This is a genomic window from Cellvibrio sp. UBA7671, from assembly GCA_002483145.1.
GTDB lineage: Bacteria > Pseudomonadota > Gammaproteobacteria > Pseudomonadales > Cellvibrionaceae > Cellvibrio > Cellvibrio fibrivorans.
Genome location: DLHJ01000004.1, coordinates 229,297 through 252,915, shown reverse-complemented (window position 1 = coordinate 252,915; position 23,619 = coordinate 229,297). Strand labels below are relative to the sequence as shown.

23 protein-coding genes are annotated in these 23,619 nt (G+C 49.4%); 19 read left to right on the top strand and 4 right to left on the bottom strand.

All coding sequences use genetic code 11. The features are described from left to right. Positions 1-2 precede the first annotated feature (2 nt). Positions 3-545, bottom strand: a complete 543-nt coding sequence (locus B4E62_RS06115; RefSeq protein WP_310075499.1) for an HAD-IIIA family hydrolase — start codon at positions 543-545, stop codon at positions 3-5. Positions 546-561: 16 nt separating this feature from the next. Next, on the bottom strand, positions 562-1,533 hold the full coding sequence (locus B4E62_RS06110; RefSeq protein ID WP_331351489.1) for a KpsF/GutQ family sugar-phosphate isomerase: 972 nt from the start codon (positions 1,531-1,533) through the stop codon (positions 562-564). 304 nt (positions 1,534-1,837) lie between these two features. On the opposite strand from B4E62_RS06110, the gene B4E62_RS06105 reads away from it, so the two are divergent. From B4E62_RS06105 to hisD, 5 genes are all read left to right on the top strand, one after another. Then, positions 1,838-2,461: an ABC transporter substrate-binding protein gene (locus tag B4E62_RS06105; protein WP_310075503.1), complete on the top strand. Its 624-nt coding sequence runs from the start codon at positions 1,838-1,840 to the stop codon at positions 2,459-2,461. Positions 2,462-2,663: 202 nt separating this feature from the next. Then, positions 2,664-2,918: a BolA family protein gene (locus B4E62_RS06100; protein WP_310075505.1), complete on the top strand. Its 255-nt coding sequence runs from the start codon at positions 2,664-2,666 to the stop codon at positions 2,916-2,918. Positions 2,919-2,988: 70 nt separating this feature from the next. Continuing rightward, complete coding sequence (murA, locus tag B4E62_RS06095; protein ID WP_310075506.1) at positions 2,989-4,254, top strand: UDP-N-acetylglucosamine 1-carboxyvinyltransferase; 1,266 nt, start codon at positions 2,989-2,991, stop codon at positions 4,252-4,254. 13 nt (positions 4,255-4,267) lie between these two features. Beyond that, positions 4,268-4,903 carry an ATP phosphoribosyltransferase gene (hisG, locus tag B4E62_RS06090; protein ID WP_310075508.1) on the top strand — a complete coding sequence of 212 codons (636 nt, stop codon included), beginning with the start codon at positions 4,268-4,270 and terminating at the stop codon, positions 4,901-4,903. A 113-nt stretch (positions 4,904-5,016) separates the two neighbouring features. Then, entirely contained in the window at positions 5,017-6,324 is a 1,308-nt protein-coding gene (gene hisD, locus B4E62_RS06085; protein ID WP_310075510.1) for a histidinol dehydrogenase, read from the top strand. Positions 6,325-6,396: 72 nt separating this feature from the next. Here hisD and B4E62_RS06080 read toward each other — a convergent pair whose 3' ends face one another. Further along, positions 6,397-7,521, bottom strand: a complete 1,125-nt coding sequence (locus B4E62_RS06080) for a trypsin-like peptidase domain-containing protein (protein WP_310075511.1) — start codon at positions 7,519-7,521, stop codon at positions 6,397-6,399. A 115-nt stretch (positions 7,522-7,636) separates the two neighbouring features. Next, the gene (locus tag B4E62_RS06075; RefSeq protein ID WP_331351488.1) at positions 7,637-8,143 is read right to left on the bottom strand and encodes a YhcB family protein; all 507 of its coding nucleotides are present in this window, start codon (positions 8,141-8,143) and stop codon (positions 7,637-7,639) included. A gap of 144 nt (positions 8,144-8,287) precedes the next feature. Here B4E62_RS06075 and B4E62_RS06070 point away from each other — a divergent pair, with 144 nt between their 5' ends. The 14 genes from B4E62_RS06070 (at position 8,288) to B4E62_RS06005 (ending at position 23,513) form a co-directional block, all read left to right on the top strand. Continuing rightward, a complete protein-coding gene (locus B4E62_RS06070; RefSeq protein ID WP_331351487.1) occupies positions 8,288-8,953 on the top strand; it encodes an alpha/beta hydrolase in 666 nt (221 codons plus the stop codon). A 91-nt stretch (positions 8,954-9,044) separates the two neighbouring features. Next, positions 9,045-10,175 carry a cell division protein ZapE gene (gene zapE, locus B4E62_RS06065; protein WP_331351515.1) on the top strand — a complete coding sequence of 377 codons (1,131 nt, stop codon included), beginning with the start codon at positions 9,045-9,047 and terminating at the stop codon, positions 10,173-10,175. 101 nt (positions 10,176-10,276) lie between these two features. Further along, on the top strand, positions 10,277-10,705 hold the full coding sequence (gene rplM / locus B4E62_RS06060) for a 50S ribosomal protein L13 (RefSeq protein ID WP_062066674.1): 429 nt from the start codon (positions 10,277-10,279) through the stop codon (positions 10,703-10,705). Positions 10,706-10,716: 11 nt separating this feature from the next. Next, entirely contained in the window at positions 10,717-11,109 is a 393-nt protein-coding gene (rpsI, locus tag B4E62_RS06055) for a 30S ribosomal protein S9 (RefSeq protein ID WP_310075519.1), read from the top strand. Positions 11,110-11,398: 289 nt separating this feature from the next. Then, positions 11,399-11,998 (top strand): ubiquinol-cytochrome c reductase iron-sulfur subunit, encoded by a 600-nt coding sequence (gene petA / locus B4E62_RS06050; RefSeq protein ID WP_310075522.1) that lies wholly within the window; start codon positions 11,399-11,401, stop codon positions 11,996-11,998. Position 11,999: 1 nt separating this feature from the next. Next, a complete protein-coding gene (locus B4E62_RS06045; RefSeq protein ID WP_331351486.1) occupies positions 12,000-14,234 on the top strand; it encodes a ubiquinol-cytochrome c reductase in 2,235 nt (744 codons plus the stop codon). A 117-nt stretch (positions 14,235-14,351) separates the two neighbouring features. Then, positions 14,352-14,783: a ClpXP protease specificity-enhancing factor gene (locus tag B4E62_RS06040; protein ID WP_310075526.1), complete on the top strand. Its 432-nt coding sequence runs from the start codon at positions 14,352-14,354 to the stop codon at positions 14,781-14,783. Positions 14,784-14,989: 206 nt separating this feature from the next. Beyond that, on the top strand, positions 14,990-15,961 hold the full coding sequence (locus B4E62_RS06035; protein ID WP_331351485.1) for a PstS family phosphate ABC transporter substrate-binding protein: 972 nt from the start codon (positions 14,990-14,992) through the stop codon (positions 15,959-15,961). A gap of 168 nt (positions 15,962-16,129) precedes the next feature. Further along, on the top strand, positions 16,130-18,421 hold the full coding sequence (locus B4E62_RS06030; protein WP_331351484.1) for an ABC transporter permease subunit: 2,292 nt from the start codon (positions 16,130-16,132) through the stop codon (positions 18,419-18,421). Between the two features lie 15 nt (positions 18,422-18,436). Beyond that, a complete protein-coding gene (gene pstA, locus B4E62_RS06025; RefSeq protein WP_331351483.1) occupies positions 18,437-20,125 on the top strand; it encodes a phosphate ABC transporter permease PstA in 1,689 nt (562 codons plus the stop codon). Between the two features lie 74 nt (positions 20,126-20,199). Further along, positions 20,200-20,976, top strand: a complete 777-nt coding sequence (pstB, locus tag B4E62_RS06020) for a phosphate ABC transporter ATP-binding protein PstB (RefSeq protein WP_310075532.1) — start codon at positions 20,200-20,202, stop codon at positions 20,974-20,976. A 21-nt stretch (positions 20,977-20,997) separates the two neighbouring features. Beyond that, positions 20,998-21,717 (top strand): phosphate signaling complex protein PhoU, encoded by a 720-nt coding sequence (phoU, locus tag B4E62_RS06015; RefSeq protein ID WP_310075710.1) that lies wholly within the window; start codon positions 20,998-21,000, stop codon positions 21,715-21,717. A 216-nt stretch (positions 21,718-21,933) separates the two neighbouring features. Further along, positions 21,934-22,644, top strand: a complete 711-nt coding sequence (locus B4E62_RS06010; RefSeq protein WP_310075534.1) for a FadR/GntR family transcriptional regulator — start codon at positions 21,934-21,936, stop codon at positions 22,642-22,644. A gap of 83 nt (positions 22,645-22,727) precedes the next feature. Continuing rightward, positions 22,728-23,513, top strand: a complete 786-nt coding sequence (locus tag B4E62_RS06005) for an SDR family NAD(P)-dependent oxidoreductase (protein WP_310075536.1) — start codon at positions 22,728-22,730, stop codon at positions 23,511-23,513. Positions 23,514-23,619 lie beyond the last annotated feature (106 nt).

Below are 23,619 nucleotides of genomic sequence, written 5' to 3'. Positions count from 1 at the left end.
GTCTAGTCTTCACCGTTGTTCGCGAGATAGGGCGCCAAGGCCGCATCAAACGTCCCTTGGGCTTGCATTAACAAATCGCACGCGGCACGCACCGCGCCTTCGCCGCCGCGCTCGCGACTCTGCCAGTGGGCACGTGCCGCGACGCTGACATGGGCATTGGCGACGGTAAATGCGAGGCCGACGCGGGTCATTACACCCAGATCTGGCCAGTCGTCGCCCATGAAAGCGATTTCATCCAATGCGACTGGATGCTCCTGCAGTATCTCCTGCAATGCCTCCCATTTATCCTCGCGCCCCTGTACCAGGATATTGATACCCAAATCGCTCGCTCGTCGGGCGACCAGATTGCTGGTGCGACCGGTGATGATCCCCACTTTAACCCCGGACTTTTGCAGGGTTTTAATGCCCTGACCATCAAGTGTGCTAAAGGATTTAAATTCTTCGCCGTTGTTGCCAAAGTAAAGGCGACCATCGGTCAGTACGCCGTCCACATCCAGTAATAAGAGTTTGATGCGGGCGGCGCGTTCGCGCAATTCAGGGTTCATGCGGTAATTCCGTTTTTTAGATAATACCTGCACGCAGCAGGTCATTGATTTTTACGACACCCACCAGCGCCTTTTGTTCGTTGGTGATGAGTAATACATTAATTTTTGCTTGTTCCATTAATGCGAGCGCTTCAGCGGCCAGCGTATTTTCACGCAGCATTTTGGGTTGGGTATTCATCAGTTCACCCACTTTGGCGGTACGTATATCCACACCTTTGTCGATACTGCGGCGCAAGTCACCGTCGGTAAAAATGCCGAGCAAATTACCTCCATGATCCATCACCGTGGTCATGCCAAAGCCTTTTTCTGACATCACCATCAGCGCGTCCAACATAGGTGTATCGGGTGCTACGCGCGGAATGTCGTCGCCGCTGTGCATCACATCGGCAACGCGCAACAGCAGTTTGCGCCCAAGCGCGCCCCCGGGGTGGGAGAACGCAAAATCCTCTGCGGTAAAACCGCGTGCTTCGAGCAGTGCAATCGCCAATGCGTCGCCCATTACCAGGGTTGCGGTAGTGCTGGATGTGGGTGCTAGGTCGAGTGGGCAGGCCTCGAAGACAACACTAATATCGAGATTAACTTCAGCGATTTCGCCAAGGGTTGATTGTGCATTGGCGCTCATGCTGATGATTTTGATTCCAGCGCGCTTGAGCAGCGGCAGCAGAGTGACAATTTCGCTCGATGTGCCCGAGTAAGAAATGGCAAGCACAATATCATTCTTGGTAATCATGCCCAAATCACCATGGCTAGCTTCGCCGGGATGCACAAAAAACGCGGGTGTGCCGGTACTGGCGAGGGTGGCGGCGATTTTTTTGCCGATATGGCCGGATTTGCCCATGCCTGTCACTATCACGCGGCCGGCGCAATTAAGGATGAGTTCGCAGGCGGCGGTAAATTGGCCATCGATACGCGCACTCAGCGCTGTAACCGCTTCGGCTTCCAGACGGATGGTGCGCAAGGCGGAGCTGACATAGTCAAAAGCAGCCATAAAACACTTCCAAAATAACGGTTTACGCCAGTGATGGCAGTACAAGGTGGGGCATTATAACGGGCAGGCTGTGCAAGGCGAGGGATGTTTGTGACTTTTTTCCCGTGTGCGAGTTTTGGTGGTACAGATGTAAATGGTATAGTGCGCGCCGCAAACCTGCTCACCGCGTCTCCGGTTTAATAAACCGCCACATCCATAAGCAACTTATAAAGAATGGCACCATAAGGAATTCGCGCTGTCTGAGTCTCGGTATAAGGCCATCTCTGACTTAATGATCACACATCAATTAATGGAAGGTTCTACGATGAAAAATTTGTTCACCAAAGTCTCCGGTGTTGTTTTCGGCTTAACCATGTTGCTTGGTACCAGTGTTATGGCACAGGCGCCTGCAGCGGCTGCAACCCAATCCCCACAAATGATTGTGGAGTCCGTTGCGCAAAAATTGTTTGATTTGGTTAAGGTAAAAAACACTGAAAAAACCGCTGACGATGCCTACTATGCACAAGTTGAAGGGGCACTCAATGATGTAGTGAATTTTCCGTTTATCTCTGCATCCGTGATGGGGAAAGCGTACAAACAAGCTACTCCGGCACAGCGCCAGGCGTTTCAAAAAGTCTTTAAAGACGGCATGGTAAAGTCACTTGCCAAGGGTGTACTGGGTTATGCAGATAGCAAGGTGACAATTGCCGGTGTCAACGAAGTTAATGCTGCCCGTCATATCGTGAAGCAAGAAGTAGCGATAGAAGGTGCTTCACACAAGTTGGATTACACCATGCGCAAAGAAAAATCGGGTGAGTGGAAGTTGATCAATGTGGTGCTCAATGGTGTTAATTTGGGGCAATCGTTCAGTGGCCAATTCAAGGCTAGTCTCAAAAAGTACAATGGCGACATCGACAAAGTGATTGCAAATTGGTTGGCTGATGCCTGAGTGCTCCTGCACCTATTGAATCACCATCAAACCCCGGCCAAGAGCCGGGGTTTTGCTTTTTGGCCCAGAGAGTTCTGCATGCGGGTTTATGGGTGCGATACGGGCGACATTCCGGTAAACTGCGCGCCTTATTTACTTATCGCTATATTATGTCTGCCTTTGTAGCAGGCATAGCTGGCCTGACTTCACTATCGAGTAATCTATGCAAGCTGAACAAATCAAAACGCTGATCGAAAGCCAAATCCCCGATTGCGATGTGAAATCTGTAGACGTTATGGGCGACCATATCGGCTTGGTTGTTGTAAGCCCTGCATTTGCAGGTCTGACTCCTGTTAAAAAGCAGCAGTTGGTGCTGTCTACCCTTAGTGCGCAATTCGCTGACCGCAGTATCCACGCGGTGGATTACATTAAATCTTTCACACCTGAACAGTGGATGCAACAGCAACAACAGCAGTAATAACTTCATTTCGCAGGCACTGGCATAAGCCGGGCCGGCATTTATTTTCTTTTTTGTTTTCAGGGTTGTGATGGATAAGTTTTTAATTGCGAGCGGCGGGCCGCTTACGGGTGAATTGCGTATTTCCGGTTCCAAAAATGCAGGACTGCCACTTTTGGCCGCCGCTATTTTGGCTGATGGCGAAGTGCGTTTAAGCAATGTTCCCCATTTAAAAGATATGACCACCATGGTGCAGCTGTTGCGCACCCTGGGTTTGACGATTGAAATTCAGGGCGAGCACGTAGTGATCGTCGATCCTAATACCATCAATTCCTACACCGCGTCTTACGAACTGGTAAAAACCATGCGCGCCTCGATCCTGGTGCTCGGGCCTTTGCTGGCGCGTTATGGTGAAGCCAATGTGTCTTTCCCCGGCGGCTGTGCAATCGGTTCGCGCCCAGTGGATATCCACTTGCGCGGCCTTGAGGCGATGGGCGCAACCATTGAAATTGATGGCGGTTACATACGCGCCCGCTCCAATGGCCGATTAAAAGGCTGCCATTTCCTGATGGATATGGTCACCGTTGGCGGTACTGAAAATCTGCTGATGGCAGCGGTATTGGCTGAAGGTAAAACCGTGCTTGAGAACGCCGCGCGCGAACCCGAGATTGTCGATCTCGCTAATATGCTGGTCGCCATGGGCGCAAAAATCGAAGGCATTGGCACATCCAGCCTGACCATTTACGGTGTCGAAAAATTGAATGGCTGCGAATACAGTGTGATGCCTGACCGGATCGAAACTGGTACTTACCTGGTGGCTGCTGCAGCCACGCGCGGCAAAATCAAACTGACCCATACCCGCGCTGACATCCTTGAAGCGGTAATTTTGAAATTGCAGGAAGCGGGTGCCGATATCACCGTGGGTGAAGATTGGATCGCGCTGGATATGCACGGCAAACGCCCCAAAGCCGTGAGCTTGCGCACCGCACCTTACCCGGCATTCCCCACCGATATGCAATCGCAATTTATGGCGATGAATGCCGTCGCTGAAGGTGTGAGCCATATTACGGAAACAATTTTTGAAAACCGTTTGGTGCAGGTTGCTGAATTGAACCGCATGGGTGCGCATATAGAGCTGGAGCATAACACTGCTATTGTCACTGGTGTCGAGCGTTTGAAAGCGGCGCCGGTGATGGCGTCCGATCTGCGCGCTTCTGCGAGTTTGGTTATTGCCGGTTTGGTTGCTGACGGCGAAACCCTGATCGACCGCATTTACCACATCGATCGCGGTTACGAAGCTATTGAACAAAAATTCCAAAGCCTGGGTGCCAGTGTGCGCCGCGTAAAAGGTTCATAAGAAGGTATATGCCATGAGCCAAACCCTGACCATTGCACTTACCAAAGGGCGCATTCTGGAAGAGACATTACCGCTGCTTGCAGCAGCAGGTATTGAACCGCTGGAAGATATGGAAAAAAGCCGCAAGCTGGTATTTGAAACTACCCAACCGGGCGTGCGCTTATTATTGTTGCGCGGTGCGGATGTTCCCACTTACGTGCAATTTGGTGCGGCGGATATGGGTATTTCCGGCAAAGATACCTTGATGGAAAATGGCGCTGAAGGTTTGTACGAGCCGCTCGATTTAAATATCGCGCGCTGCAAATTAATGACCGCCGGTGTAAAAGGCGAGTCACTACCTGCTGGTCGCATTCGCGTCGCCACCAAGTATGTGAATATCGCCAAACAATATTACGCCTCGCAAGGTCGGCAAACGGACATCATTAAACTCTACGGTGCTATGGAACTCGCGCCGATTATGAATTTGGCCGATGAAATTGTGGATATTGTCGATACCGGCAATACCCTGCGCGCAAATGGTTTGGAACCGCGTGAATTTATCGCAGATATCAGTTCCCGTTTGATCGTGAATAAAGCCTCGATGAAAATGAAGCACGTGCAAATCCAAACCATCATCGATCATATCGCTACCGCAGTAGCGGCCGATTAATTTTCTATACCATCGATTGCAAATACCAATAGGTATTTGCAATCGATAGGCTGCATGATCAACCTGTTATTTTTTCAGTTCATATTGTTATTGTTTTTTTAAAAGAGAATTCCATGTCTGAATCTATCATCACCCGTTTGGATGCCAGCCAAAGCGATTTTAATCAGCGCCTTGATCAGTTGCTTGCGTGGGAGTCGGTAAGCGATACCCGCGTTGCCGCAGTGGTCGATGATATTTTGCATCAAGTAAAAACGCGCGGTGATGCAGCCGTAGTGGAATTCACTAATAGATTTGATCGCCGCACAGCGCAGAGTATTAGCGAATTTGTGGTTACTTCTGCGCAGTTACAGCATGCGCTGACGCAAATCAGTGCCGAGCAACGTGCGGCATTGGAAATTGCTGCTGAGCGTATTCGCAATTATCACCAGCATCAATTGCAAAGTTCCTGGCGCTATACCGAAGTCGATGGCACTGTGCTCGGCCAACAAATTTCGGCGATGGAGCGTGTGGGTTTGTATGTGCCTGGCGGCAAAGCGTCTTATCCATCATCGGTATTGATGAATGCAATTCCTGCGAAGGTTGCCGGTGTTGATGAATTAATCATGGTGGTGCCTGCACCCGATGGTGAAATCAGCCCGATGGTATTGGCAGCTGCGGCAATCGCCGGTGTGGATCGTGTAATTACTATCGGCGGTGCGCAAGCAGTTGCGGCACTTGCTTACGGAACTGAAACCATTACCAAGGTCGATAAAATTGTCGGCCCCGGCAATATTTATGTCGCTACTGCCAAGCGCGCGGTATTTGGTCAGGTGGCGATTGACATGATTGCAGGCCCATCAGAAATTTTAGTGGTGTGCGACGGTTTGACTGATCCGGATTGGATCGCGATGGATTTGTTTAGCCAAGCGGAACACGATGAGCAGGCTCAGTCGATTTTGCTGTGCCCTGATGCTGATTATTTGGATAAGGTCGAGGAGTCGATCAAGCGTTTATTGCCAACACTTGCGCGTGAAAGTATTGCAAGCGTGTCATTAAAAAATCGTGGCGCGCTAATTAAAGTTGCCGATATGGAGCAGGCAATCACGGTAAGTAATCGCATAGCGCCCGAGCATTTGGAATTGTCAGTTGCCGATCCCGAATCGCTATTGCCGCAGGTGCGTCACGCCGGTGCTATTTTCATGGGACGTTTTACCCCGGAAGCACTTGGCGATTATTGTGCTGGCCCCAATCACGTATTACCTACCTCGGGTACTGCGCGCTTTTCATCGCCACTGGGAGTTTACGATTTTCAAAAGCGTAGCTCGGTGATTATGTGTTCGGCAGCGGGTGCGTCGGTATTATCTAAAACTGCATCGGTGTTGGCGCGCAGTGAATATCTTGAGGCGCATGCACGCTCAGCGGAATACCGGATTCTCGATTAATTTTTATCGGCAATATTGAAATAAAAATGGGCGCGGGTTGCGCCCATTTTTTTGCATAAAAATTGAAGAAGACTAGGTTTTTGTTGGCGGGAAGGCGGCTATTGCTTTTATTTCTAATGCTTTTCCATCGCGAATAATTCTAAAGGTAATTTCGGCGTTAGGTTGAATATTTAAAAGAGAATTAGTTACCGAATGATTGTTAAGGAGTGGCGTATTGTCGATATGGGTAATGTAATCATTAATGTGAAAGCCCGCTTTTTCAGCGGGGCTGTCGCGATCAATTTCACTAATTAGGAGACCTTCGGCTCCCATTTTTTGTGCAAATTCGAGTGTGGGTTGCGTTACGCCAATCCCAAGCCAGCCACGGCGGACACTGCCGAATTCCACAATTTGTTTTAGCGAATTCATCGCTTTATCAACCGGCACGGCAAAACTGATCCCGAATGAAGCCCCGGTTTCATCCAGCATGGCGGTATTGATTCCAATTAAATTCCCGTGCGCGTCAATTAATGCTCCGCCAGAATTTCCGGGATTAATCGCCGCATCGGTTTGAATAAAATTTTCTGCGCTATTTATACCGAGATTCCAGCGGCCTGTCGCGCTTACTATGCCTTGGCTTACGCTTTGACCAACACCAAAAGGGTTGCCAATGGCTAACACCACATCGCCCACTCGAATATTGTCGGAATTGCCGAGTGTGATGGCAGAGATGTTGTCGATTTGAATTTTTAACACTGCTAAATCATTGGTTTGATCTACGCCGATAAGTTCGGCTGAAGTTACTCGACCATCGTAAAGCAACACCGCAATCCGGTCAGCGCCGTTAATGACGTGATTATTGGTGAGAATTAAACCGGAATTATCAACAATAACTCCTGATCCGAGCGTTTTTTGCATACGCTCTTGTTGCGGAATGTTGGAGTTATTGTAAAGGTGGCGAAAAAATGGATTGTTGGAAAGGTTTTGGTTGCGTTGTACTACCCGTTTTTCGGTGTACACATTTACCACTGCAGGCGCAGCGCGATTGACCGCATCCGCATAGGAGACAACACCAGTATTGAGGTTGTTATTGGTGTTTAGTGGCGTTGGTTGCTGGCTTCCGCGCAATTGGGGAAAGAGTAGTAGTGCGAGCAACGCAATGATAACGCCTGCGGTAATGGGCCAGCCAACAAACTGCAGCAAGCGTTGTAGGAACATGCAAAGCGTCTCCGTCGATACTTTTATCAGCCAACAAAAACCCCGCAGTGCGGGGTTATACTTTTTTCGACGTCCTGTACGCAATCAAGCCAGCGATAGCTGCTTCACTCGTTAATCAATAGCGATTGGCTTTGCCGTCAAAATCATAGTCATCTGCCGATTCGGTCGGCATGCGCGCATTGGTGTGATGGTCATCGCGCAAATCGTAATCTTCACTCAAGGCGCCCTTGGCTCCGGGCGCTTTGGGCGCCCAGTCGCGCGGTGGTTCAATACGCTGCTCAGCGATGTAAGCTTTGGTATCGCCACCGAGATTGCTGTTGGCCGAGTCCAGTATCTGGCGGCTGATTGCCGGAGTGGCCAACTTCAATGCACCGCTTGCCAAATGCTCATGCACATCGCGGTAGGCGTGAGTAAGGTTGTTCACTAACTGTGATGTTTGCGCAAAGTGTTCGGCGACATCGCGCTGGTAGCCTTGCAGTGAACTTTCGGCCTCATGCAGGCGCTGTTCAAGGTCGCGGCCGAGAATTTTTGCGCGGAATACATAGGTAATCGCTACCCCAAGGCCGGCGCCAGCGAGCAAACAAATCAAACCGGTAACAACTAATGCACTGAATGAATACACGAAAATCTCCTGCTAGACATGACCGTGATCTGGTGGATATTCGGCCAAGGACGTTGATAACTCTATTATAAGTCCATTTTCTCATTAAAATGGGCAAAAATTATCGCGTATGTGCGCGCTTGTGCTTAATCGATGAGGTTCATCATGAATTTTCCCTTTGCCAAAGAACAGGAAATTTTTATTTCCGGCCCTGTTGGCCAGCTACAGGCCGCAATTCATCAGGGGGATGGGGAGGGCCTGTTTGCAGCGCGTCATTTGTTAGTGATTGTCTGCCATCCGCATCCTGTGCACGGTGGCACTATGGATAATAAGGTTGTCACTACGCTCATGCGGACCTACCGCGATCTGGGGATTCATGTGCTGCGTTTTAATTTTCGCGGCGTGGGCAAAAGCGAGGGCAGTTTTGATAATGCGGTGGGCGAAGTGGATGATTTGTTAGCGGTTATTGCTTGGGCAAAACAGCAATTGCCGCAATCCCCGTTATTATTGGCTGGTTTTTCATTCGGCTCCTCTATTGCAGCGCAAGCCAGTTATCAGGTTGATGGTTTGCAACATTTGACGCTGGTGGCACCACCGGTGGAGCGCTATCCCTATGATCGCGACGGTCAGTTTCCCAGTCCGCTTGCGGTTATTCAGGGTGATAAAGATGAGCGTGTTATCGCCGAGGGGGTTTATCAGTGGGTCGCGACTTTGCAGAGCCCGGCTGAGCTTTTACGCTATCCGGACGCAGGACATTTTTTTCATGGCTATTTAACCCAAATGAAAACCGATTTGACCCAGGTTTTGTTGCGGCAAATCCCGGCGACTTAAGCTGTTGCTGCTGGTGCAAAATCTATTGGCACTGCAGCAGGCTTATCGCTACAGTGGCGCCCAGTTTTAGTGAGCCTGCTTGATATCTATGATGACTTCTATCTCCCTCTCTCCTGTTGACCGTTACCAGCGCGATCTTGGGCGCCCGGATTTTCGCCGCGATGCAGCACAAGCTGCTGCGGTAAATCATCTGCAATATCTCTATGAGCAACTTGTTGCAGCTTGGCAGGCTGAGCAAGAGCAATCCGGGTTGAGTGGGTTTTTCAAGCGCTTGACCGGCGCCAAGCAGCGAGAATTAGTGCGTGGACTGTATTTTTGGGGTGGGGTAGGGCGCGGTAAAACCTACCTGATGGATAATTTTTTTGAGAGCTTGCCGTTTGAGCAAAAGCTGCGCGCGCACTTTCACCGCTTTATGCGTCGTGTGCACGCTGAGCTTAAAAAACTCGATGGCCAGAAAAATCCGCTGAAAAAAGTGGCCGATATTATTGCCAGTGAAGCGCGAGTGATTTGTTTCGATGAGTTTTTTGTATCCGACATCACCGATGCGATGATTCTCGGTACCCTGATGGAAGAGCTGTTTGCGCGCGGCGTGACGCTGGTGGCGACCTCCAATATAGTCCCCGATGGCTTATATAAAGACGGGTTACAGCGCGCGCGCTTTTTGCCTGCCATCGCCTTGCTCAATGAACATACATTGGTTGTCAATGTGGATGGTGGGGTCGATTACCGCTTGCGTGCGCTGGAGCAGGCTGAGCTCTATCATTCGCCGCTGGATGAAGCTGCTGACCAGAGCTTGATGTGCAGCTTCAAAAGCCTGTTATCAACTACCGCTGAGGTTCATGAGAATCGTGATCTGGAAGTGGAAGGGCGCTTTATTCGGGCGCGCTACCTGAGTGAAGGTATCGCTTGGTTTGACTTTGTCGAATTGTGTGACGGTCCGCGCTCGCAGAATGATTACATCGAATTGGCGCGCGAGTATCACTCAATAATCCTGAGTAATGTGCCAGGTTTAGGGCGTACAACAGATGACCAAGCGCGCCGGTTTGTGAATCTGGTGGATGAGTTTTACGATCGCCAGGTCAAGTTGGTCATATCGGCCGAGCGCCCTTTGGCCGAGATTTACTCCACTGGCAAGTTGGATTTTGAGTTTCAGCGCACTGTGAGTCGCCTGTTGGAAATGCAGAGCCACGAGTATCTGGCACGCCCGCATCGACCTGAATAATTCAGGCGAAAATTATGATTGAAAAACAGGCGTTGGCTGTGTAGTATGCCGCCTCCCTATTTTAGGGGCTATTATCCACATCCGATTTAGGCAGGAATAACATGAAGACCTATATTGCCAAAGCAGAATCTGTCGTTAATGACTGGTTCGTCGTGGATGCGGCGGGAAAAACACTCGGCCGTTTATCTGCGGAAATCGCCTCGCGTTTGCGTGGCAAGCACAAGCCAGAATTCACTCCACACGTTGATACCGGCGATTACATTGTTGTAATCAATGCCGCTCAAGTGCGCGTGACTGGCCGTAAAGCAACTGACAAGATTTACTACTCACACACTGGTTTTGTGGGTGGCATTAAATCTATCAGCTTCCAGAAGTTGATTGAAAAAGCGCCAGAGCGCACCATCGAAACTGCCGTTAAAGGTATGTTGCCGAAGGGGCCACTCGGTCGTGCTATGTTCAAAAAACTGAAAGTTTATGCAGGTAATGAGCATCCACATGCTGCTCAGCAACCTAAAGAACTGAACATCTAAGGGGAGCTGACATGTCTGCTACACAATTTTACGGCACCGGCCGTCGCAAAACCTCTACCGCGCGCGTGTTCATCACCGCTGGTACTGGTGCAATCATCGTTAATGATCGTCCGTTGGACGAGTACTTCGGTCGTCCAGTTGCGCGCATGGTTGTTCGTCAGCCACTCGAACTGGTTGGTTTGGTAGAAAAATTTGACGTGAACGTTACTGTCTCTGGTGGCGGTAGCTTTGGTCAGGCAGGCGCTATTCGCCATGGTCTGACTCGCGCTCTGATGGAATATGACGAGTCTCTGCGTAGCGATTTGCGTAAAGCCGGTTACGTTACCCGCGATTCTCGCGAAGTTGAACGTAAGAAGGTTGGCCTGCGTAAAGCACGTAAGAAGCCACAATTCTCCAAGCGTTAATGGTTTTCTCCAGTTGGATTTATGCCAACTGGTTGATGATCATCAAAAACGCCCAAGTCTTTACTGGCTTGGGCGTTTTTTTACGTCTAAAATTAGCAGCTTATAACCCACTGTTTATGTGTGGTTATTCTTGTAAGCAGTGCGTTAATTCATTAACATTGCCCGCCTTTTCTTGAGTCACCCAATATTCCTTTTTTCGCCTGACTTCGTATCAGTAACACATACCAAGTCGTAGGATGATTTTAGGCAATTTGCTAGCCGTTAAAGCTGTTTAGGGGAGAAATTCGTCATGAGTAATGACGCAGTAAATCAAACGCGCCGCCGCGTATTAATCGGAGCCACTTGTGCAGTGGGTGCGGTTGGTGTTGTGGGTGCCGCCGTTCCATTCGTGGGTTCCTGGAATCCGAGTGCCAAGGCAAAAGCTGCCGGTGCGCCAGTAAAATACAACATCAGCAAAATAGAGCCGGGTGCTATGGTCACCGTTGAGTGGCGCGGCAAGCCGGTGTTTATCGTGCGCCGCACCCAGGCAGCTTTGGATAGCTTGAAAAAAGTGGAAGAGCAAGGTGTATTGCTTGACCCTGAATCCAAAGAAACCATGCAGCCTGCCTACGCGCAAAATGCTGAGCGTGCGATTAACAAAGAGTTTGCGATCTTGTTGGGCATTTGTACCCATCTGGGTTGTGCACCTGCATTTCGTCCAGATGTAGGCGCTGCAGATTTGGGTGGCGATAAATGGCAGGGCGGCTTCTTTTGTCCATGCCATGGTTCCAAGTATGACTTGGCGGGCCGTGTGTACAAGGCTGTACCTGCACCTTTGAATCTGGAAGTGCCTCCGCATCGTTATGAAAGCGATTCTGTAATTGTGATTGGCGAAGATCAGGGGGCTTGATATGAATTGGTTAGTTGGTTTGTGGCAGTGGGTTGATAAGCGCCTCCCGGTACAACGTGCCTGGGATACGCACATGGCCAAGTACTATGCGCCCAAAAACTTTAACTTCTGGTATTTTTTTGGCGTACTTTCGCTGCTGGTATTGGTGAATCAACTGGTGACCGGTATCTGGTTGACCATGAGCTATACCCCATCTGCAGAGGGCGCCTTCGCATCCGTTGAGTACATTATGCGTGATGTGGATTACGGTTGGTTGCTGCGCTATATGCACTCCACCGGCGCATCCGCGTTCTTCATTGTGGTTTACCTCCATATGTTCCGCGGAATGATGTACGGCTCTTACAAAGCCCCGCGTGAGTTGGTATGGATTTTTGGTATGACCATTTATCTGGTACTTATGGCGGAAGCCTTTATGGGCTATGTACTGCCTTGGGGTCAGATGTCCTATTGGGGCGCGCAAGTAATCGTATCCCTGTTTGGTGCTATCCCCGGTATTGGTGAAGACTTGGTACAGTGGATTCGCGGTGATTACCTGATCTCCGGTATTACCTTGAATCGCTTCTTCGCGTTGCACGTTGTGGCCTTGCCGATTGTATTGCTCGCTTTGGTTGTGATGCACATCCTGGCGCTGCACGAAGTGGGTTCTAACAACCCTGACGGTGTTGAGATCAAAAAGAACAAAGATGAAAACGGCATCCCGCGCGACGGTGTTCCTTTCCATCCTTTCTATACCGTACACGATTTGGTCGGTATCACTGTGTTCCTGTTTGCCTTCTGCTTCATCATGTTCTTTATGCCGGAGATGGGCGGATTCTTCCTCGAATACGCTAACTTTGAAGAAGCTAATAACCTGAAAACCCCGCTGCACATCGCTCCCGTTTGGTATTTCACGCCTTTCTATGCGGTGTTGCGTGCTGTAACTATGCCAATCGAGCTTGGCCCAATGGTATTAACCGCCAAGTTCCTCGGTTTTATTGCGATGGCGGCAGCGATTGCCATACTGTTTGTGTTGCCTTGGCTGGATCGCAGTAAAGTCAAATCCATGCGCTACCGCGGCCATATCCCGCGAGTGATGTTGATCGCGTTTGCGGCAATGTTTGTGATTCTCGGCTATCTAGGTGTTAAGGCGCCGACCGAAGGCAGAACCTTGCTGTCGCAAATCGCAACGGCTTTCTACTTCGCCTACTTTGTGACTATGCCGGTGTGGACGACCACTAGCCCTGAAAAAGCCAAATCGAAAGCATCTTGGATAGTTTGTTTGCTGTTTACTGTTGTGTTCGGTTGGATGGGATTCGAATACGTCGGTGGCGAAGTTCCGATGTTGTTGTTAATCCTCTGCTTCCTGTTGGCGGCGATTTTTGCAGTGATGCCAATTTTGGCAGCGCGTGACAAAGATTTGGTTGAGCCGACTCGCACCCAAGCTAAAGGCTTGCCGACACTGGTTGTGCTTGGTGGTTTAGCGCTGTTTATTATCCTTGCGGTAGTGCCTATTAAAGCTGTCGCCGCTGAAGGTGCTTTTAATTGCGGTGCGGTTCCCTGTGATCATATGGAGCCGGATCTCAATGACAAAGAATCGCTGCAGCGCGGTGCCAAATACTTCGTCAACTATTGCATGGGCTGTCACTCGGCCAAGTACTCACGTTTTGAGCGTGTTGCCGACGACCTGGATATCCCGCATAACCTGATGGAGCAAAACCTGATTTTTGGCGATCAACGTATCGGCCAATTGATGGAAATTGCGATGAAACCACAACAAGCCAAAGTCTGGTTTGGTGTAGTTCCGCCTGATTTGACGTTGGTGGCGCGCGCGCGTTCGCCGGAGTGGTTGTACACCTACCTGCGCAATTTCTACAAGGATGAAACCCGTCCTTGGGGGGTCAACAACCGTGTATTCCCCAACGTAGGTATGCCGCACGTGTTGATTGGCCAGCAGGGTTTATTGGAGTGTGGCGCTGGTCCAAAACTCAATCACCACGGCGGAGCATTGCGCAATGATGTGGGTCAGATTGAAATGGACGAACACTGCGGTGCACTTAAGGAAGGCAAAATCAAGGGCAGTTTATCTGCCGCTGAATTTGACCAAGCGGTTTACGATTTGGTTAACTTCCTTGAGTATGTTGCCGAACCTATTGCTGTGAAACGTCAGGCAATGGGCTATTACGTGCTAGGCTTCCTGTTGATCCTGTTTGTCTTTGTCTACTTCCTGAACCGCGAATTCTGGAGAGAGATACACTGATAATAAAACGGGCGACTTAGGTCGCCCGTTTTGCTTGTGTCTTGATTAAATTGAGCCTGCGTTAAAATACCTGTAATTTGTCACTGGTATTCATCTGTTCAGTTAAAGGAAATGTATATGTCCATGACATCCAGCCGTCCGTATTTTCTACGCGCCATCTACGAATGGATATTGGACAACAATTGCACTCCGCATATTCTGGTAGATGCCCATGTGCAGGGCACCCAAGTGCCGCAGCAACACGTCAACAAAGACGGGCAGATCATTCTGAATATTTCCCCCTCGGCGATTAAAGATTTTTTTATGGATAACACTGCAGTGTCGTTTAATGCGCGCTTTAGTGGTGTGGTGAATAATCTCTATGTTCCCTGCGGCGCGATTCTCGGAATCTACGCCCGTGAAAATGGCCAGGGAATGATGTTTGAGCCGGAGCAAAATCCGCAGCCGCCAGAACCAGCTCCGACAACCCCGCCTCCATCTCCACGACCTGAGCCGATCTCTCCCTCTGGGTCAGCCCCTAAACGACCCGGATTGCGCGTCGTAAAATAAAGCTCTCTCTAACACCAGCTGCGGCTGGTGTTTTTGTTTGTAAGCTCAGAATAAATGTGACGCTTGTGCGACATATTTGTGACAAAAATTCTTGTTGGTCATATTACTGTCATATTCGCTGGCTAAAGTGATCGTCAATGGAGAGACAGATCTCTTCATCAACAAGCAAGAATTCATTACTCACGAATGACTAAACGGAGCGCTCTATGAACGCTATGAAAATTATTAAAGGGTTGGCACTGGCCGGCTCTATGGTGTGTGCAGCTGCGCTGCAAGCGGCAGTTGATCCCAAGTTGCCAGAATATAAAGTGGTAACGGGTGTGTCGGGTAATGTGAACTCAATTGGTTCGGATACGCTCAACAATCTGATGACCTTGTGGGCTGAAGATTTCAAAAAATCCTACCCTAACGTCAATATCCAAATTCAGGGAGCTGGTTCTTCAACTGCACCACCAGCCTTGACTGAAGGTACTGCCAACTTCGGCCCTATGAGCCGTGCGATGAAAGCGGAAGAGATCCAGGCTTTCGAAGCCAAACATGGTTACAAGCCTACCGCGGTACCTGTAGCGATTGACGTTCTTGCCGTGTATGTAAACAAAGATAACCCGATCAAAGGCCTGAGCTTGCAACAAGTGGATGCGATTTTCTCTGCAACCCGCAAGTGTGGCGCAGCCAAAGATATTACCCGTTGGGGCGATGTAGGTTTGACCGATAAATGGGCTGGTCGCGATTTCACCCTTTACAGCCGCAACGCTGTATCAGGTACTTACGGTTACTTTAAAGATGAAGCTTTGTGCAAAGGCGACTTTAAAGCCGGCATCAATGAGCAACCAGGTTCAGCATCTGTGGTTCAAGGTGTATCTGAATCGATCAATGGTATTGGTTACTCAGGTATCGGATATGTGACTTCTGGCGTGCGCGCACTGCCGCTGTCCAAAAAGGATGGTCAACCCTTTGTGACTGCTGAAGCATCGCATGCTTTAGATGGTACCTACCCGCTGGCACGCGTGCTTTATGTCTACATCAATAAGCACCCGAACCGCCCGCTGGATACATTGCAACTGGAGTTTGCGAAGATGATCCTCTCCAAGCAAGGCCAAGAGACTGTGGTGCGTGATGGTTATATCCCACTGCCCGCGACTATGGTCACCAAAGCATTGGCTGAGTTGCAAAAGTAATTACTGCGTAAGTGCTACAGCAAAAGCCGCCGACTTGTTCGGCGGCTTTTTTATGCGCGCAAAAAGAAATATGACAGATAAATGACAGGTAATCCCCGCTTTGTAACAAAAGTGTCATTTTTGCTTGTTAGGATTCTCGTGCCAGCAGTTTAATCAGGTGACTAGACCATGTCAGAACCCAGCATTTCGGTAAAACAAACGCTCAGTTTGATGCCGACCACCGAACAGCGCAGTCGCCTGCGTCGCATTCGCAAGCTCAAAGATAATATCTCCCGCTACGGCGTTATGTCGGCGGGAATTGCCGTGGTATTTTCCTTGGGTTTGATATTTTTCTATCTCTTTTCCGAAGTGGCGCCTCTGTTTCGCGGTGCCTCGGTCGATGTGGTGAAGACCTTCGACCAGGCCGAATTACATCAAATTGAACAAGACTCCACTGAATTTTTAACCCTTGAGCGCTACGAAGAAATCGGCGGCAGTTTTAAACGCAGTGGTGCGGTGAGCTTTTTTAACGTCAACGACGGCAAAACTATTCTTGAGGCCCAACTGCCTAGAACCGAAGGGGCCGAGTTTGCCAGTTTGGCGACCAGTACAGCCGATCACGGACTGGTTGCTTACGGTTTTAATAACGGTGAAGTAGTTGTGACAAAAACCAACTACTCACTCAGTTATCCGCAAGATAAGCGTTTGATTACTCCTACCTTATTATTTCCGCTCGGCGAATCACTGGTGCGTTTGGATGAGCAGGGCACTGCATTAAAAGTATTGGCAATTCAAGAAACCTCTGGCGGCACCTTGATTGGCTCCATCACTGCCGACAACCGTTTATTGCTCGGGGTGTTCAGCGAAAGCACCAATATGATTACCGGTGAATCCAGCCTCTCACAAGAAGTGTTTACCCTTCCGCCACTCCCTGCCGGTATGAATGCCATCGCAATGCAAATTGATGAAGGTGCGCAACATTTGGTGATTGCAACCGATACCGCGCAAATCATTCTCTACAAAATTATTAACCCCGCCGCTGCAGAGCGCAAAGAGCCTGTAAGTGTTGGCGGTGGAAAAATTACCGTGTTGCAATTTTTAGTGGGTACAGGTTCTCTGATCGTGGGTACCGATAAGGGGGAAGTCAGCCAATGGTTTTTAGTGCGCGATGAAAGCAACGAATACCACGTCGAATTTGTGCGTGCGTTTGAATCCTTGCCGGGCGCAATTACCAGTGTCGCACCAGAATTTGCTCGGCGCGGTTTTTGGGCGGGCGATAATCAAGGCAACATCGGGATTTATTTCGGCACCTCCGAACGCACTCTGCTGATTCAATCCATCAGTGACAAACCCATCCAAAATATTGCCATTTCTCCCATCAACAATCGCGCATTGTTAATTGATGGTGGCAAAAAAGTAGCAGTCGCCGATGTGTGGAATAAACATCCGGAAGTCTCATTTCATTCGCTTTGGGAGAAAGTTTGGTACGAAGGTCGTGAAGCGCCGGAATATATTTGGCAGGCCTCTTCCGGTAGCGATAACTTTGAAGCCAAGATGAGCTTCATCCCGCTCACCCTGGGTACATTAAAAGCAGCATTCTTTGCCATTTTATTTGCGGTACCGCTCGGTGTGATGGGCGCGATTTACACCGCGTATTTTATGACACCCAAATTGCGCGGCATTGTAAAACCCACGATTGAAATTATGGCGGCACTGCCGACAGTAATTCTCGGTTTCCTCGCCGGATTGTGGTTGGCTCCTTTTATGGAAAATCATTTGCCCGCGATTTTCAGTATTTTAATTTTGTTGCCCGTGATTATGTTGGTGACCGGATTTATTTGGAGCCGCTTCCCGGAATCGATTCGCAACCGTGTTCCAGAAGGTTGGGAAGCTGTGATTCTGGTGTTGCCCATTATTTTAACTGTGTGGGCTTGCGTTGCAGTTAGTCCTTTCACTGAGGTCTGGTTTTTTGATGGCAGCATGCGCCAATGGTTTACCGATAACGGTATCAACTACGACCAGCGTAATGCTTTGGTGGTCGGCATAGTGATGGGCTTTGCGGTAATCCCGAGTATTTTTTCTATCGCTGAAGATGCGGTATTCAGTGTGCCGCGGCATCTCACACAAGGTTCACTTGCGCTCGGTGCGACGCGCTGGCAAACCATGGTGGGAGTGGTGTTGCCCACCGCCAGCCCCGGTATTTTTTCGGCGGTGATGATGGGCTTTGGTCGCGCTGTTGGTGAAACCATGATTGTGTTGATGGCAACGGGTAACAGCCCGGTAGTGAATTTCAATATCTTTGAAGGTATGCGTACGCTCTCTGCAAATATTGCGGTGGAGTTACCGGAAACGGCAGTGGCCAGTACTCATTTCCGCGTGTTGTTCCTCGCGGCGTTGGTATTGCTCGCACTGACCTTTGTAGTGAATACGCTCGCTGAAGTTATTCGTCAGCGTCTGCGCCAACGCTACAGCAATCTTTAATTCCTGGTGAATGCAATGAAAAATCTTGTAAAAGCACAAGCCGACTGGTTTAAAAGTGGGTCGCCCTGGATTTGGTTAAATGGAGGTGCGGTTGCCATTTGTATGGTGATGGTGGTGGGTTTGCTCGGCCTGATTGCCGTTCGTGGTTTTGGTCACTTTTGGCCTGCGGATATCCTGCAAACCTCGATTGTCGATCGCGAGGGCGCGCGTCACATTATTATGGGCGAAGAAGTTCGCTCAGAAATTATTCCCGCCGCCGTTGCGCGCGACGGTGGTTACATCGTTGAACAAGACGTGGAACTGATTACCCGTTATTTATTCAAGATGGGCAATCGCGATGTTAATGGCCGTGATTTTTCCTGGTTCCTTGAAACCGGCATGGAGAAGTGGGAATACCCGGCCGATGCGATTTCGATTGAGCGTCGCGAATGGGGTAATTTCTACGGTTACCCCGTGGCGATTAAAGAGCAGGACAAGCTGATTAGTGAGTTGAGCAGCGCAGATTTTTGGCAGCAGCTTGGCCAGCGTTTGAATCGCGCTCTGGATTTACACGGACAAATTCATCGCATAGAGAAATCTGATATTGGCCGCATTAACAAACGTATGGATGATTTACGCTTGGAGCGTCGCCGTCTGGAGTTGGATGGGGTTAATGGGGCGCAACTTACTGCAGCCGATGCTGAGTTTGCTGCGCGCCGCGCCGAGTTAGAAGCAGAATATAGCGTGATCAAAAAAACACGCGACGATCTGCTCGCGCAGGCTACGCGCGATAAATTGATTGCGCGCACTGCTGACGGTAAAGAAGTTGTCATCGCATTTGATCATATAGTGCGCGTTACTCGCCCGAATGAAATGGGTGTCTTTGCCAAGCTCGGTCAATACGCGGAACGTTTTTGGGAATTTATGAGCGACGAGCCACGTGAAGCTAATACGGAAGGCGGTATTTTCCCGGCGATTTTCGGCACCCTGACCATGGTAATTGTGATGTCAATTATGGTTACGCCTTTTGGTGTGCTCGCAGCAATTTATTTACGCGAATATGCCAAGCAGGGCACCTTCCTGAAAATTATTCGTATCTCGGTTTACAACCTCGCAGGTGTTCCGTCAATTGTATACGGTGTATTTGGTTTGGGCTTTTTTGTGTACACCCTCGGCGGCAATCTGGATGAATTGTTTTACGCCGAATCGCTGCCGTCGCCCACCTTTGGTACACCGGGATTGTTCTGGGCATCGCTTACACTGGCACTGCTTACTTTGCCAATTGTGATTGTGTCTACTGAAGAAGGCTTGTCACGCATTCCAAGCACTATTCGCCAAGGCAGTTTAGCGCTGGGTGCAACCAAAGCAGAAACATTGTGGAAAGTGGTTGTGCCTTTGGCGACTCCAGCGATGATGACCGGTTTGATTCTAGCGATTGCACGCGCAGCCGGTGAGGTGGCGCCGCTGATGTTGGTGGGTGTAGTGAAGTTGGCACCTGCGCTGCCGGTGGATGGCAATTATCCCTATTTGCATCTTGATCAAAAAATTATGCACTTGGGTTTCCATATTTATGATGTGGGCTTCCAAAGCCCGAACGTAGAAGCAGCGCGCCCTCTGGTATATGCAACTTCATTGACATTGGTATTGCTCATTATCACGCTGAACATTACGGCGATAAAAATTCGTAACAACTTGCGTGAAAAATATCGCAGTGCATCGGATTAAGTTCATCAATCGGTTGTAATAATTTTGTCATTAAACTGCAATATATTGGTAAAAATTTTAAACAGGCATACTCTATGAGCCCGACAGCATTAGTGGAACCGATCAAGCTTGAAGTGAAAAACCTCAACTTGTATTACGATCAAAAGCGCGCACTCAATGGTGTGAGCATGAAAATACCGGAAAAAAAGGTGACTGCATTTATCGGTCCATCCGGTTGTGGGAAATCAACGCTTTTGCGCTGCTTTAATCGTATGAATGATTTGGTTGATGCTTGCCGCGTTGAAGGTGAAATCATTCTCGATGGCAATAATATTTACGACAAGGGTGTCGATGTGGCCGAGTTGCGCCGCCAAGTGGGAATGGTGTTCCAAAAACCCAATCCATTTCCAAAATCTATTTATGAAAACGTTGCCTATGGTCTACGCTTACAAGGCGTGAAATCCAAACGCGTGTTGGATGAAGTGGTTGAAAAGTCATTGCGCGGTGCTGCGCTCTGGGACGAAGTAAAAGATCGCTTGCACGATAACGCATTTGGTTTGTCGGGTGGACAGCAACAGCGTTTGGTGATTGCGCGTGCGATTGCGATTGAGCCGGAAGTGATTTTACTTGATGAGCCCGCTTCGGCACTCGATCCTATTTCAACCTTGAAAATTGAAGAGTTGATTAACGAATTAAAACACCAATACACGATTGTGATTGTGACGCACAATATGCAGCAGGCCGCACGCGTCTCCGATTACACCGCGTTTATGTACATGGGCGATTTGATTGAGCATGATTTAACGGACACGCTCTTTACTAATCCCAGCAAAAAACAAACTGAAGATTACATCACCGGCCGTTACGGTTAATGCGGAGGTCGCATCATGGTTATGGATATTACGAGTCACACTCATCATATCTCGCAGCAATACAATCTCGAATTGGAAACGATCCGCACCCATTTGTCCGAAATGGGCGGTATGGCGCAGCGCCAGGTAAATGATGCAATTCAGTCGTTGATCGATGCTGATGTTGAGCGCGCTGAGCAAGTTGTTCGCGCGGATATTAAAGTCAACACCATGGAAATGACTATTGACGAGGAGTGCGTGCGCATTCTTGCGCGTCGCCAACCAGCTGCCAGCGATTTGCGTTTGGTTATTGCGGTGACTAAAGCCATTACCGATCTGGAGCGTATTGGCGATGAAGCGACCAAAATTGCCCGTCAGGCGATTGCCATGAATAAAGATGGCCTCGCACCGCGTGGTTATATCGAAGTGCGCCATATCGGTAACAATGTAGCGCGTATGTTGCAGGATGCACTCGATGCATTTGCGCGTCTGGATATGGACTTGGCACTTAACGTAGTTCAGACCGATAAACAGGTCGATATGGAATACAGCACCGCGATGCGCGAGCTGGTGACCTTTATGATCGAAGATCCGCGCAGCATCACGCGCGTGCTGAATATCATGTGGTCGCTGCGCGCCTTGGAGCGGATTGGCGACCATGCTCGTAACCTGGCGCAGTACGTGATTTATCTGGTCAATGGCGAGGATGTTCGTCATTCCAATATTGAAGAGATCGAAGAAAACGTTAATAGCAAAGAATAGGCCTGTGATTGCCTCAGTTACGTATTTTTTGCGTGACTAAAGCAGCTTCCTCTTGTTAAATAACCCGCGTCTGCTAGCAGGCGCGGGTTTTTTCGTTTTCGGGGTCAAATACCAGTGGTATCCGTCATTCTCCCAAGGCTTTAGCGGTGACAGCGACGACAAATTAAGTCTTGTCGGATACCTCATAAATATATAATATAAATAGGCTAAATAACTATGCTGGATACAGGGCGTAATCTTACTCACCAGTTAACCCATCAACTGGGTGCGGCAATTGTTCAGGGTCAATATGCGATCGATAAATCCTTTCCCACTGAGGCGGAGCTATCGCAGCAATTCAATATCAGCCGCAGTGTTACCCGTGAAGCGGTAAAAATGCTGACCGCCAAGGGGCTGATTGCATCTCGCCCGCGGCAGGGGATTCGGGTGATGCCGAGTACCCACTGGAATATGTTTGATGCTGATGTGCTCAGTTGGACACTAAACGCGCGCCCTTCACTGGAGCTGCTGCGCGAGTTCACCCAACTGCGCATGGCAATAGAACCTGAAGCTGCTGTTTTGGCGGCGGAAAACAATCAGGACACGGTAAAAATTAAAGCCATCGGTGATGCGCTGGCGCGGATGAAGCGCGCCGATGAAGGCCACGATGATCCGCTTTCGGCTGATATAGAGTTCCATTGCGCGATTCTGGCGGCGGGCAACAACCGCTTCTTTTTTCAGTTGCGCGAGTTTATCCAGGTTGCCCTGCGGGTCAGTATCGCCAGCACCAACCAGCTGAAAGGCGTACTGACGGCGGATTATGACGACCACAAGCGCATCTATGACGCCATTTGTGCGGGCGATCAGGAAGGTGCGAGTAAGGCGGTAAAAACACTGCTGCAGGAAGTTATGCAGTTGATTAATGTATCTCTGGTTAAACCTAAATAGCTAAAGCAGGTCTCATACAACTGCCTATGCTTATGAGTGCCTGTGTCTTCACGAATAGCACCTGAACCCAGAGAGAAATCAACATGTATAGCTACTCAGCCCATAAAAGATATACCGCTTACCCCAGTTTGCAGGGGCGCAGTGTATTTATTACTGGCGGCGCCACTGGTATAGGCGCGGCATTAGTCGAAGCTTTTGCTGCGCAGGGCTCAAAGGTGGCTTTTGTCGATATTGATGAGCAGAGCGCAATTGAGTTGTGCGATGGGATGGTGGCAAAAGGCTACGCCCGGCCCTGGTTTGAAGTGTGTGATGTGAGTGACATAGCCGCATTGCAGCGCAGTATTAGTGATGCCCAGCAGGCGCAGGGAGATATAACTGTACTGGTCAACAATGCCGCCAATGACCAACGCTTTGATACACGCAGTATTACCGAAGCGGACTGGTATCGCGGTTTGGCGATTAATCTCCACCCAGCTTTTTTTGCGGCGCAAGCGGTGCAGCCGATGATGGCCGCGCAGGGCGGTGGATCAATTATTAATATCAGCTCGATCAATGTGCAGTTCGGGCCACCGCGTTTGGCGAGTTATATCACCGCCAAAGCGGGAATTTTGGGAATTTCCAAAGCGCTGGCGACGGATTATGGCGTGGATAATATTCGCGTGAATTCTATTTTGCCTGGTTGGGTAGCAACCCCCAAGCAACTGGAAAAATGGTTGAGTGCGGAAGAGGAAGAAGAGTTGATGAAACGAGTGTGCCTCAAAAAACGTTTAGGCGCACACGATGTAGCGAATTTGGCTCTGTTTTTGGCAGCGGATGATTCTGCCATGATCACCTCACAAGAATTTGTTGTCGATGGTGGGAGAATTTAAGTAGCGAGATTAGTTATAGAAGAATTGCTACAAGCGTTAACCCGGAAGCATTCATTAGTCACCCTAATGAATGCTTCTTGTTTAAAGGGCAAACAGAATTGCGAGT

Bases quoted from the DNA above. Each gene is read 5' to 3' on its own strand.
- B4E62_RS06010 (WP_310075534.1), top strand. From the start codon at position 21,934: ATGCTGGATACAGGGCGTAATCTTACTCACCAGTTAACCCATCAACTG.
- zapE (WP_331351515.1), top strand. From the start codon at position 9,045: ATGACTTCTATCTCCCTCTCTCCTGTTGACCGTTACCAGCGCGATCTT.
- B4E62_RS06040 (WP_310075526.1), top strand. From the start codon at position 14,352: ATGTCCATGACATCCAGCCGTCCGTATTTTCTACGCGCCATCTACGAA.
- rpsI (WP_310075519.1), top strand. From the start codon at position 10,717: ATGTCTGCTACACAATTTTACGGCACCGGCCGTCGCAAAACCTCTACC.
- petA (WP_310075522.1), top strand. From the start codon at position 11,399: ATGAGTAATGACGCAGTAAATCAAACGCGCCGCCGCGTATTAATCGGA.
- murA (WP_310075506.1), top strand. From the start codon at position 2,989: ATGGATAAGTTTTTAATTGCGAGCGGCGGGCCGCTTACGGGTGAATTG.
- B4E62_RS06110 (WP_331351489.1), bottom strand. From the start codon at position 1,533: ATGGCTGCTTTTGACTATGTCAGCTCCGCCTTGCGCACCATCCGTCTG.
- rplM (WP_062066674.1), top strand. From the start codon at position 10,277: ATGAAGACCTATATTGCCAAAGCAGAATCTGTCGTTAATGACTGGTTC.
- B4E62_RS06105 (WP_310075503.1), top strand. From the start codon at position 1,838: ATGAAAAATTTGTTCACCAAAGTCTCCGGTGTTGTTTTCGGCTTAACC.
- B4E62_RS06030 (WP_331351484.1), top strand. From the start codon at position 16,130: ATGTCAGAACCCAGCATTTCGGTAAAACAAACGCTCAGTTTGATGCCG.
- B4E62_RS06070 (WP_331351487.1), top strand. From the start codon at position 8,288: ATGAATTTTCCCTTTGCCAAAGAACAGGAAATTTTTATTTCCGGCCCT.
- B4E62_RS06045 (WP_331351486.1), top strand. From the start codon at position 12,000: ATGAATTGGTTAGTTGGTTTGTGGCAGTGGGTTGATAAGCGCCTCCCG.
- B4E62_RS06100 (WP_310075505.1), top strand. From the start codon at position 2,664: ATGCAAGCTGAACAAATCAAAACGCTGATCGAAAGCCAAATCCCCGAT.
- B4E62_RS06080 (WP_310075511.1), bottom strand. From the start codon at position 7,521: ATGTTCCTACAACGCTTGCTGCAGTTTGTTGGCTGGCCCATTACCGCA.
- pstA (WP_331351483.1), top strand. From the start codon at position 18,437: ATGAAAAATCTTGTAAAAGCACAAGCCGACTGGTTTAAAAGTGGGTCG.
- B4E62_RS06005 (WP_310075536.1), top strand. From the start codon at position 22,728: ATGTATAGCTACTCAGCCCATAAAAGATATACCGCTTACCCCAGTTTG.
- B4E62_RS06115 (WP_310075499.1), bottom strand. From the start codon at position 545: ATGAACCCTGAATTGCGCGAACGCGCCGCCCGCATCAAACTCTTATTA.
- hisG (WP_310075508.1), top strand. From the start codon at position 4,268: ATGAGCCAAACCCTGACCATTGCACTTACCAAAGGGCGCATTCTGGAA.
- pstB (WP_310075532.1), top strand. From the start codon at position 20,200: ATGAGCCCGACAGCATTAGTGGAACCGATCAAGCTTGAAGTGAAAAAC.
- hisD (WP_310075510.1), top strand. From the start codon at position 5,017: ATGTCTGAATCTATCATCACCCGTTTGGATGCCAGCCAAAGCGATTTT.
- phoU (WP_310075710.1), top strand. From the start codon at position 20,998: ATGGATATTACGAGTCACACTCATCATATCTCGCAGCAATACAATCTC.
- B4E62_RS06035 (WP_331351485.1), top strand. From the start codon at position 14,990: ATGAACGCTATGAAAATTATTAAAGGGTTGGCACTGGCCGGCTCTATG.